Here is a 9,501-nt window from a genome sequence, read left to right as displayed (position 1 = left end):
CGGTTTCCCGCTTGGGTCGAATTGTCGGCTTTCTGATCTTCAGGCGGGTAAGATGACCGCAATTGCTTAAAAAACCGAATGCGAGCGGTCGGCTCAGGCGGGAGAGAGCCCGATCCGCTCGTCGCGCCGGCGCAGCAGGTGCATCAGCGGCAGCGCCAGCAGCACCATCCAGGCCTTGCCGATGATCTGCCCGGAGAGGAAGTCGAGGCTGCCGAAGGCGAGCCAGAGGAAGACCAGGCTGTCGACGACGAGGCCGAGCACGCTGGAAGCCGCGATGGCCGCAACGAAATGGCGGCGCTGCAGCGGGGTATAGACAGCGAAGTCGGCCAGCTCGGAGAGCAGGAAGGCCGTGGTCGAAGCCAGGACGATGGCCGGCGGCGCCAGCATGCCCGAGATCAGCGTGCCGATCGCGATCGCGCCGAGGCCGGCGAACGGGCCGAGGCGGCGCTGGACGATATCGCGCAGCACGAGCGCGAGCCCGACCATCAGCACGCCGCTCGGCGCCTTGATGCCGGGCGCGACGGGCACGAGGCAGGGGCCGTCGGGCACGCAGACCGTGCCGACATTCCCGATCAGCCAGTTGGCGAGCGGGATGGTCAAGGTGAAGAGGACAAGGGCGATGTAGCCCTCGACCCGGCGCTGCCGATCAATCGTCATGGTCACTAGCAGCCTCTGGGTCCGCTGTTGTCCGGCGCGGCCTCATAGGCCGCAAAGCCCCTGGCTCGCAAGTCGCATGCCGGGCAATGGCCGCAGCCATAGCCCCAGGGATGGCGCTTGCTGCGGTCGCCGAGATAGCAGCTATGCGTCTCCTCGACCACCAGATCGAGCAGCGGGGCGCCGCCGAGCTCCTTCGCCAGGGCGAAGGTCTGGGCCTTGTCGCGCCACATCAGCGGCGTGTGCAGGACGAGCCTCCGGTCGAGCCCGAGGCCGAGCGCGACCTGCATCGCCTTGATCGTGTCGTCGCGGCAGTCCGGATAGCCGGAATAATCGGTCTCGCAGACGCCGAGCACGATGTGCTTGCAATCGCGGCGATAGGCCAGCGCCGCGGCGAAGGTCAGGAAGATCAGATTGCGGCCGGGAACGAAGGTGGTCGGCAGGCCGGTCTCGGCGAAAGCGATCTCGCTCTCGCTGGTCAGCGCGGTGTCGGAGATCGCGCCCAGCGTCTTCAGGTCGAGCAGGTGATCCGGTCCGAGCCTGTCGGCATAGGCGGGCGACAGGGCAGGCAGCCTCGCGAGGATCGTCTCGCGGCATTCCAGCTCGATGCGATGGCGTTGGCCGTAGTCGAAGCCGACGGTCTCGACCGCGCCGAAGCGCTCCAGCGCCCAGGCCAGGGCGGTGGTTGAATCCTGGCCGCCGGAGAAGAGGACGAGGGCCCGGTCAGCGCCGGCCGAGATGGCCGCCATCACGTGCCTCTCCTCAATCGAACAGGCTGGAGACGCTCGACTCGCTGGCGGTGCGCTCGATCGCCTCGCCCATCAGCCCGGCGATCGAGATGACGCGGATATTGCGCGCCACCTTCACCGCCTCGGTCGGCATGATCGAATCGGTGATCACCAGCTCCTTGAGCTTGGAGGAGGCGATACGAGCAACCGCGCCGCCGGAGAGCACGCCATGGGTGATGTAGGCGTAGACCTCCTTGGCGCCCTGGGCGAGCAGGGCGTCGGCGGCGTTCACCAGCGTGCCGCCGGAATCGACGATGTCGTCGATCAAGATGCAGGAGCGTCCCTCGACCGAGCCGATGATGTTCATCACCTCCGACTCGCCCGGCCGGTCGCGGCGCTTGTCGACGATGGCGAGCGGCGCATCGATGCGCTTGGCGAGGGCACGGGCGCGCACCACGCCGCCGACGTCAGGCGAGACGACCATGGCGTTCTTCCACTCGAGCCTGTCCTTGATGTCGCGCGCCATCAGCGGGGCGCCGAACAGGTTGTCGGTCGGAATGTCGAAGAAGCCCTGGATCTGGCCGGCATGCAGATCGAGCGTCAGCACGCGGTCGACGCCGGCATGGGCGATCAGGTTGGCGACCAGCTTGGCCGAGATCGGGGTGCGGCCGGAGGCGCGCCGGTCCTGCCGCGCATAGCCGAAATAGGGGATCACCGCCGTGATGCGCCTGGCCGAGGAGCGGCGCAGCGCATCGGTGATGATCAGCAGCTCCATCAGGTGGTCGTTGGTCGGGAACGAGGTCGACTGGATGACGAAGACATCCTGGCCGCGGACGTTCTCTTGGATCTCGACGAAGATCTCCATGTCGGCGAAGCGCCGGACCTGGGCCCGGGCGAGCGGGACATCGAGATGATTGCAGATGGCTTCGGCGAGCGGGCGATTGGAATTGCCGGCGACGACTTTGAAGGAGGAGGCCATGCCGGGTGCACCCGAAACGCAGAATAAGGCGAGCCGTCCGAGCGGGGGCGGCTCAGTTTCGAAGGGCTCATAACAGCGTGATGACGCCGAGTCGACAAAAGAGGCGCGGCATCCCCATGCAAATGCTGCACTGCAGCGGGGTGCGGTGCACGTCCTGCGGGATATCGTGAATCGACTCGACCCGAAGGCGCTCCGGGCCGAGTGCGAAAGTTCTAGCGATTCTTCTCCGGCGCCGCCTGGGCGGTGCGGGTCTTGCCCTTGGCATCGGTCTTGGGCTCGGGCACCGGCGCCGTCGTCAGGAAGCTCGCGATCGCATCGGCCGATTCGGACGCGGCCTTGGCGACGATGGTCTGGTCGATGCCGGCCCAGGGGTCGGTGCTCCCGCCACGCTTGCCGAGGCTCTCGCCCTGCACGCGCTGGGCGCGCTTCTTGCTCTCGTCATAGACGTCCCAGACGAAGGCAAGGGCGGTCTGGCCGTCCTCCGTGGGTTGGGCGGTGAGATAGCCGCGCACCCGGAATCGGGCCGGCTTGTCGCCGGGGACGATCTCCATCTTGCGCTCGGCCGCGGCCTCGCCGAGCAGGCCGGCGAAATGCGCCGTCACCTGGTCGGGCGCGCCCGAGATGCTCTGGACCGAGACCGGAACACCCGGCGCATCGACGCGCGGCCGAGCCGCGGTGGTGGTGGTTTCCTGGCAGCCTGCGAGCGCAAGCGCAGCGAGCGGCCCCAGAACGAGGCCGTTAAAACGTACCGACATGACGCCTCCCGCCCGTTGTTTGGGCTTGGATTGCTGGTCTTCCCTGCGGCGCTCGTTGTAAGCGCAACCATCCCCAAGGTCCAGATAGGGCAGGGGAGAGGCGAAACGAGCCGGCTGCGCCGCGGCGATTGCGCTCCCGACGCTCCTTCGCCATATCTCCCGCGAGGGCGCATGGAGCGCCTGCCGGAGAGCTCCGATGGTCAGCACGTCCAACCGTATCCTCGACGACATCGCCCGGCTGGCGACCGACGCCGCCGGTGCGGCGCAGGGCGTGCGCCGCGAGGTCGAGACCGTGGTCAAGACCCAGATCGAGCGGCTGCTGCGCGACCTCGACGTGGTGACGCGCGAGGAGTTCGAGGCGGTTCGCGAGATGGCGCTGCTGGCCCGCGAGGAGAACGACAAGCTGGCGGCCCGGCTGGCGGCGCTCGAGGGCAAGTCCGAGTCGAAGTAAATCCGGGCCCATGCAGGCCGGCAGCCAGTCCACACCTTCGTGTTGTGGACAGCCCCCTTGAGGGATTGAGGCGGGCGTCGAATCCGCAGAGCTTGCATCGCGTACCGGGTGCCGAAGGGCTCGATCAGAACCGCGCAGGTTCTGTTAGGGCTCCTGACTCGCCTGAGCTATCGTCGATGAAGAGAGGTGATTCGTCGGTAGGCTCTATTTGAGAGCCGGCTGATGAAGCGGAGACTGGACTATTCGCGGTCTCCTGGTCGGGTTGCGTGCCTTACGCTTTTCCAGTCGCCGTGTTCCCGTTCTTGAACAGGCCGCGCCTGCCGTCAGGGCCAGCGCCGGCTGTTGGACCTTGGGCATGATGGACCTTGATCTGGACGCCGATACCGAACGCCCCTCAAACCCTCTCGATCTCGTCGAACGCCTGGCTTCGCTGAACGACTGGAGCTTCGATCGCGACAGCGATGACGAGCTCTCGGTCTCCGTCACAGGTGGCTGGGCCGATTATCACGTCGCCATCACCTGGCTTTCCGAAGTCGAGTCGCTGCACATCGCCTGCGCCTTCGACCTCAGGGTGCCGGACCGGCGGCGCAATGAGGTGATGAACCTCGTCAGCCTCGTCAACGAGCAGCTCTGGCTCGGGCATTTCGACCTGTGGAGCCGCGAGAACGTGGTGATGTATCGCCATGCGCTGCTGCTCTCGGGCGGGGCCGAGCCGACCGAAGAGCAGGCCGCCGGCCTGATCAAGGCGGCGATCGACGCCTGCGAGCGCTATTACCAGGCCTTCCAGTTCGTGGTCTGGGCCGGCAAGAACGCCCGCGAGGCGCTCGAAGGCGCGCTGCTGGAGACGGTCGGCGAAGCGTGAAGGCCGGCTGGCCCGGGCTTGACCCGGGCCGTGCTTGGCGGTTCAGGTCCATGCGCAATCGCGCATCGATCGGAGAGACGCCATGGCCAGCCCGCTTCCGCAGACCCTCACCCTTGTTGGTGCCGGCAAGATGGGCGGCGCCATGCTGGAGGGCTGGCTCAGCATCGGCGTGAACGGCGCGGGGATCACGCTGCTCGACCCGCATATCTCCGACGAGATGCAGGCGCTCGCTGCCGCCCACGGCATGAGCGTCAACCCGGCCGCGCCGAAGCCCGCCGAGGTGGTGGTGCTGGCGACCAAGCCGCAGATGCTCGATACCGCCGCCCCTGCCGTGCAGGCGCTGATCGGGCCGAAGACGCTGCTGATCTCGATCCTCGCCGGCAAGACGCTCGGCGATCTCTCGGCTCGCCTGCCCAATGCGAATGCGATCGTGCGCGCCATGCCGAATCTGCCAGCTTCGGTCCGGCGCGGCGTCACCGCGGCTGCGGCCGGCAAGGGCGTCAGCGAAGCGCAGCGGCAATTGGCCGATGCGCTGCTCGCCGGCGTCGGCAAGGTCGAGTGGCTCGGCGACGAAGGGCTGATCGACGCCGTCACCGCCGTCTCGGGCTCGGGCCCGGCCTATGTCTTCAACATGGTCGAGTGCCTGGCGGCGGCCGGCGTCGCGGCGGGCCTGCCGGCCGATATCGCCGGCCGCTTGGCGCGCGCCACGATCGAGGGCGCCGGCGAGATGCTGTTCCAATCGCCGCTGCCGCCGGCGACCTTGCGCCAGAACGTGACCTCGCCGGGCGGCACCACCGCCGCCGCTCTCGAAGTGCTGATGGCCGACAACGGCCTGGCGCCGCTGATGCGACGCGCCGTCGCTGCCGCCAAACGCCGCGCTGAGGAGCTTTCCGGCTGAGGCGGCCTTTCAAGCGCCCCGGTTGCGTCCTAGCTTCTCTTGTATCCGCTCGCGACAGGAGACGCCGATGGCGCGCAAACCCGTTTCCCCCGAAACTGAGAAGCCGGCCGCGAAGCCCGATCCGCGACGCGCCGTGGTCGATGCCCTGTTCCGGCTGGCGGCGACGCAGGGCTGGGACGAGATCGAACTGCCGGCGATCGCCCGCGAGGCCGGGATCAGCCTCGCCGAATTGCGCGGGCTCTTTCCGTCCAAGCTCGCCATCCTCGGCGGGCTCGGCCGCGTCCTCGACGATGCCGTGCTGGCCGGGAATTCCGACGACCTCATGGAGGAATCCTACAAGGAGCGCGTCTTCGACCTGGTGATGCGCCGGCTCGATGCGCTGGCGCCCTACAAGGCCGGCTTGAAGGCGCTGATGCCGCATCTGCGCCGCCAGCCACTGGCACTCGCGGCGCTTGGGCGCAATTCGGTGAACTCCTGGCGTTATCTGCTCGCCTCCGCCGGCATCCCGACCGAGGACGATCTCGGCTCCGTCCGCGTCCGCGGCGCGACGCTGCTGATGGCACGGGTGCTCGACACCTGGCTCGATGACGACGAGCCGGAGCTGTCGCGCACCATGGCCAAGCTCGATCGTGAGCTGAAGACGGCCGGGCAGATCATGGCCCGCGTCGAGGACGTCCACCGGCTGACGGCGCCGCTGCGCGGCCTTGCCCGTTCGCTCTGTTCGGGCGTGAGGCGGACGCCGCGGCGCGAGCGCATGCGGCGGGAAGAGGGCGACGATTACGCTCCCGCGATCTGACGGCAACCACTGGTTGCGGTCGGCAACTGCTGATTGTGGCAAAAAAGTGACAGCGTTAAGTGGGCATTAGCCGTTCCGCGCGAATGTGAAGAATCACGTTCGCGAGGGGCGACAATGTCTGTGTTGAAGAAGCTTGCCGGGCTGTCTATCAGCCGTTCGTTCGGGCTGGTCGCCATCCTGGCAGCCGTGATCGCCATCGCGAGCGCCGCCGTGACGCTCAACCAGGCCCGGATCGACATGCTCGACCTGAAGCGGGCCGAGGTGAAGAACGCGGTCGAGGCCGCCGCCTCCACGGTCAACGCCTATGTGGCGAGGGTGGAGAAGGGCGAGCTCAAGGACGCCGAGGCGCAGAAGCTGGCGCTCGATGCGATCGCCAATGCCCGCTTCGACGACGGCAACTACTTCTTCGTGATCCGCTATGACGGCGTCAACATCGCGCATGCCAGCCCGAAGCTGGTCGGCACCGACATGTCGCCGCTCAAGGACCCGACAGGCAAGCTCTTCGTCAAGGAGCTGACCGACACAGCGCGGACCAAGGGCGCTGGCTTCGTCGACTATTTCTGGGTGAAGGGGGGCGACAAGGACCCTTCGCTGAAGGTCTCTTATGTGATCGGCGTGCCGAAATGGCAGTGGGCGATCGGCACCGGCATGCATGTCCATGCGGTCGATGTCGCCTTCTTCGGCATGATCAAGGATGTCGCGGTCGTGCTGGTGCCGCTGGCGCTGCTGCTGCTCGGGCTCGTCGTCTTCCTGAGCCGCCGCGCCTCCGGGATGCTGCGTACCGTCTCCGGCAATATGAGCACGCTCGCCGCCGGCGATCTCAAGGCGCCGATCGCCTATCAGGAGCGTCAGGACGAGGTCGGCAGCATGGCGCGCGCGCTCGTGGTCTTCCGCGACGCGGCGCTGACGAAGCAGCAGGTCGAGGCCGAGAAGGCCCAGGCTGAAGCCGATGCCGGCGAGCAGCGCCGGGCGGCCGACACGCAGCGCAGCCTCAACGAGGCGCAGCGCAGCGACGACGCGAAGAAGCAAGCTGTGGTCGTCGACGCGCTCGGCGCCGGGTTGGAGCACCTGACCGAGGGTGACCTGACCTACCGGATCGAGGCGGCCTTCAGCGCCGAATACGTCAAGCTGAAGAACGACTTCAACGCGGCAATGGCGCATCTCGAAGAGACGATGCGGCAGATCGCGACCAATACCGAGAGCATGAAGGCCGGCGCCGGCGAGATCAGCCAGGCGGCGGACGATCTCGCCAGCCGCACCGAGCAGCAGGCCTCCTCGGTCGAGGAGACCGCGACGGCGCTCGACCAGCTGACCGCGACCGTGCGCCAGACCGCCGAGGGGGCGCGTCAGGCGAGCCTCGCCACCACGCAGGTCAAGGGCGAAGCCGAGCAGTCCGGCCAGATCGTGCGTGAGGCCGTCGCCGCCATGAGCGGCATCGAGAAGTCGTCGGACGAGATCTCGCAGATCGTCGGCGTGATCGACGAGATCGCCTTCCAGACCAACCTCTTGGCGCTCAACGCCTCGGTCGAGGCGGCGCGTGCCGGCGATGCCGGCAAGGGCTTTGCGGTCGTCGCCTCCGAGGTGCGGGCGCTGGCACAGCGCTCGGCGGATGCGGCCAAGGAGATCAAGGGGCTGATCACTGCCTCCAGCGTCGAGGTCGAGAAGGGTGTCGCGCTGGTCGGCCAGACCGGAACGGCGCTGGAGCGGATGTCCGGGGAGATCACCCGCGCCACCTCGCTGGTCGCCGAGATCGCCTCGGCCGCCCAGGAGCAGGCGACCGGCCTGCAGGAGGTTAATACCGCGGTCAACGAGATGGATCAGGCGACGCAGCAGAACGCCGCCATGGCCGAGCAGTCGACAGCCGCCTCGCAGGCGCTGGCGCAGGAAGCCGATCGGCTGGCGGCGCTGGTCGGGCGCTTCCGGCTCGGCGGCGACGTGGTTGCCTTGAGGACGATGGCGGGCAAGATGGCGCAGGCTGCGGCGCCTGCGCCGCGCCCGGCGCGCGCCATGGCGGCGGCGCCTGTTCAGTCTCATGGCAGCGCCGTGCGCAAGGCCGCCAATGGCGGCGATCGCGGCTGGGAGGAATTTTGAGCACGCCTAATCCTAGCGAGGTCGCCGCGCAGATCGGCTTCGACGATTTCCTCAAGGTCGACATCCGCGTCGGCACCATCGTCGAAGCCGCTCCCTTCCCTGAGGCGCGCAAGCCGGCGATCAAACTGGTGATCGATTTCGGCGGCACGATCGGCCGCAAGAAATCCTCGGCTCAGATCACCAAGCACTACCGGCCTGAGGAGCTCCCGGGCCGGCAGGTGCTGGCGGTGGTCAACTTCCCGCCGCGCCAGATCGGCAAGTTCATGTCGGAGGTGCTGACCCTCGGCGTGCCGGATGCCGACGGCGAGGTGGTGCTGATCGGCCCCTCGCTCGAGGTGCCCATGGGTGGTCGGCTGTACTGAGACTATTGGTCAGGCGGCGCGATCCTGCCGCCAGGTTCCCGTCGCCAGCGTGGTCGGCGCCGGTTCCGGTTCGTTCCAGCGCAAGGGCAGCGCCGCCTTGCGCCGCCAGGCGCGCGTCACCTCGACATGGAGCAGGCGCCTGGTGCCATCGAGCCCGGCCAGTTCCGGGCCGCTCCAGACGACCTCCGCCACGCCTTGCAATTGCAATACGTCGCCCTTGGCGAAGTCGATGAAGAGCAGGGATGTCGCCGGCTCGCGCAGCAGGTTGCCGAAGGTGTTGAAATAGCTGTTGCCGGCGAAGTCCGGCACGCTCAGCCGATTGCCTTCGATCCGCACGAAGCCCGGCCTGCCGCCGCGATGCGAGATGTCGAGGCCGCTCTCCGAACCGCTGGCGATGAAGAGCGTGTCCGACTGCGCGATCAGGGCGCTGGCCGCCGCATCGAGATTGCCCAGTTCTTCGGTAGCAGCTGCGACGGCTGGCACCAGTTCATGCTGCCGGACCTGGATGTATTTGGCGCAGTTGCCGAAGCTCTGGCTCACCGCGATCGTCAGGCCGCTTTCGTCGCGTTTGCCGATGACGCCGTTGGCGCGGTTGCGGCGCCGGGTGCGCAGGTCGAGGCCGAGCAGGCCGATCGGCGCGCCAGCGCCCAGTGCAGCATCGGCCGGATCGCCCGGAGCTGGCAGGGCGGCGATGGCGAGCTCGTTCGGCGTCGGGCTGGCGACGAAGCCTTCCGGGCCGGTGAGGACCGTCGCGATCGGCTTGCCCTGCGCGTCGCGCCCGGCCGCGAAGAGATAGGGCATCAGCGCGAAGAAATCGCGATGCTGGTCCGGCATGAAGCTGCGGATGCCGGCGCCGCGCGAGCTCTCGCCGGCGAGCGCTTGCGCCTCCAGCTCGCCTTCATGAAAGGGCGAGGCGTCCATGGTG

11 protein-coding genes are annotated in these 9,501 nt (G+C 67.9%); 6 read left to right on the top strand and 5 right to left on the bottom strand.

The window, feature by feature from the left end:
* Positions 1–93: 93 nt before the first annotated feature.
* From AC3WLC_RS26775 to AC3WLC_RS26760, 4 genes are all read right to left on the bottom strand, one after another.
* A complete protein-coding gene (locus AC3WLC_RS26775) occupies positions 94–657 on the bottom strand; it encodes a VUT family protein (RefSeq protein ID WP_493687154.1) in 564 nt (187 codons plus the stop codon).
* Positions 658–662: 5 nt separating this feature from the next.
* Positions 663–1,403 carry a 7-cyano-7-deazaguanine synthase QueC gene (gene queC, locus AC3WLC_RS26770; RefSeq protein ID WP_493686934.1) on the bottom strand — a complete coding sequence of 247 codons (741 nt, stop codon included), beginning with the start codon at positions 1,401–1,403 and terminating at the stop codon, positions 663–665.
* 13 nt (positions 1,404–1,416) lie between these two features.
* On the bottom strand, positions 1,417–2,361 hold the full coding sequence (locus tag AC3WLC_RS26765; RefSeq protein WP_291675737.1) for a ribose-phosphate pyrophosphokinase: 945 nt from the start codon (positions 2,359–2,361) through the stop codon (positions 1,417–1,419).
* Between the two features lie 212 nt (positions 2,362–2,573).
* Positions 2,574–3,116, bottom strand: coding sequence for a hypothetical protein (locus AC3WLC_RS26760; protein ID WP_493686933.1), 543 nt, complete (start codon positions 3,114–3,116; stop codon positions 2,574–2,576).
* Positions 3,117–3,312: 196 nt separating this feature from the next.
* On the opposite strand from AC3WLC_RS26760, the gene AC3WLC_RS26755 reads away from it, so the two are divergent.
* The 6 genes from AC3WLC_RS26755 to AC3WLC_RS26730 all read left to right on the top strand — a co-directional run bounded on the left by AC3WLC_RS26755 (position 3,313) and on the right by AC3WLC_RS26730 (position 8,576).
* Positions 3,313–3,567: an accessory factor UbiK family protein gene (locus AC3WLC_RS26755; RefSeq protein WP_493686932.1), complete on the top strand. Its 255-nt coding sequence runs from the start codon at positions 3,313–3,315 to the stop codon at positions 3,565–3,567.
* A gap of 355 nt (positions 3,568–3,922) precedes the next feature.
* On the top strand, positions 3,923–4,429 hold the full coding sequence (locus AC3WLC_RS26750) for a type III secretion system chaperone family protein (RefSeq protein WP_291675731.1): 507 nt from the start codon (positions 3,923–3,925) through the stop codon (positions 4,427–4,429).
* Between the two features lie 82 nt (positions 4,430–4,511).
* Positions 4,512–5,327 (top strand): pyrroline-5-carboxylate reductase, encoded by an 816-nt coding sequence (gene proC, locus AC3WLC_RS26745; protein WP_493686931.1) that lies wholly within the window; start codon positions 4,512–4,514, stop codon positions 5,325–5,327.
* 67 nt (positions 5,328–5,394) lie between these two features.
* Positions 5,395–6,123, top strand: a complete 729-nt coding sequence (locus tag AC3WLC_RS26740; protein WP_493686930.1) for a TetR/AcrR family transcriptional regulator — start codon at positions 5,395–5,397, stop codon at positions 6,121–6,123.
* 114 nt (positions 6,124–6,237) lie between these two features.
* Complete coding sequence (locus AC3WLC_RS26735; protein WP_493686928.1) at positions 6,238–8,214, top strand: methyl-accepting chemotaxis protein; 1,977 nt, start codon at positions 6,238–6,240, stop codon at positions 8,212–8,214.
* The gene (locus tag AC3WLC_RS26730) at positions 8,211–8,576 is read left to right on the top strand and encodes a tRNA-binding protein (RefSeq protein ID WP_493686927.1); all 366 of its coding nucleotides are present in this window, start codon (positions 8,211–8,213) and stop codon (positions 8,574–8,576) included. The genes AC3WLC_RS26735 and AC3WLC_RS26730 overlap by 4 nt, the downstream gene beginning before the upstream one ends.
* A 9-nt stretch (positions 8,577–8,585) precedes the next feature.
* Here AC3WLC_RS26730 and AC3WLC_RS26725 read toward each other — a convergent pair whose 3' ends face one another.
* The gene (locus tag AC3WLC_RS26725; protein ID WP_493686926.1) at positions 8,586–9,497 is read right to left on the bottom strand and encodes a pyridoxamine 5'-phosphate oxidase family protein; all 912 of its coding nucleotides are present in this window, start codon (positions 9,495–9,497) and stop codon (positions 8,586–8,588) included.
* Positions 9,498–9,501: the final 4 nt, after the last annotated feature.

It is taken from the genome of Allobosea sp. GW821-FHT03A12 (genome assembly GCF_058986765.1).
The sequence above is the reverse complement of the archived record's forward strand: the minus strand, read 5'-3'. Positions and strand labels throughout refer to the sequence as shown.

Excerpts from the sequence above, each read along its gene's own strand:
- AC3WLC_RS26725 (WP_493686926.1), bottom strand. The coding sequence starts at position 9,497 with ATGGACGCCTCGCCCTTTCATGAAGGCGAGCTGGAGGCGCAAGCGCTC.
- AC3WLC_RS26750 (WP_291675731.1), top strand. The coding sequence starts at position 3,923 with ATGATGGACCTTGATCTGGACGCCGATACCGAACGCCCCTCAAACCCT.
- proC (WP_493686931.1), top strand. The coding sequence starts at position 4,512 with ATGGCCAGCCCGCTTCCGCAGACCCTCACCCTTGTTGGTGCCGGCAAG.
- AC3WLC_RS26755 (WP_493686932.1), top strand. The coding sequence starts at position 3,313 with ATGGTCAGCACGTCCAACCGTATCCTCGACGACATCGCCCGGCTGGCG.
- AC3WLC_RS26735 (WP_493686928.1), top strand. The coding sequence starts at position 6,238 with ATGTCTGTGTTGAAGAAGCTTGCCGGGCTGTCTATCAGCCGTTCGTTC.
- queC (WP_493686934.1), bottom strand. The coding sequence starts at position 1,403 with ATGGCGGCCATCTCGGCCGGCGCTGACCGGGCCCTCGTCCTCTTCTCC.
- AC3WLC_RS26775 (WP_493687154.1), bottom strand. The coding sequence starts at position 657 with ATGACGATTGATCGGCAGCGCCGGGTCGAGGGCTACATCGCCCTTGTC.
- AC3WLC_RS26765 (WP_291675737.1), bottom strand. The coding sequence starts at position 2,361 with ATGGCCTCCTCCTTCAAAGTCGTCGCCGGCAATTCCAATCGCCCGCTC.
- AC3WLC_RS26760 (WP_493686933.1), bottom strand. The coding sequence starts at position 3,116 with ATGTCGGTACGTTTTAACGGCCTCGTTCTGGGGCCGCTCGCTGCGCTT.
- AC3WLC_RS26740 (WP_493686930.1), top strand. The coding sequence starts at position 5,395 with ATGGCGCGCAAACCCGTTTCCCCCGAAACTGAGAAGCCGGCCGCGAAG.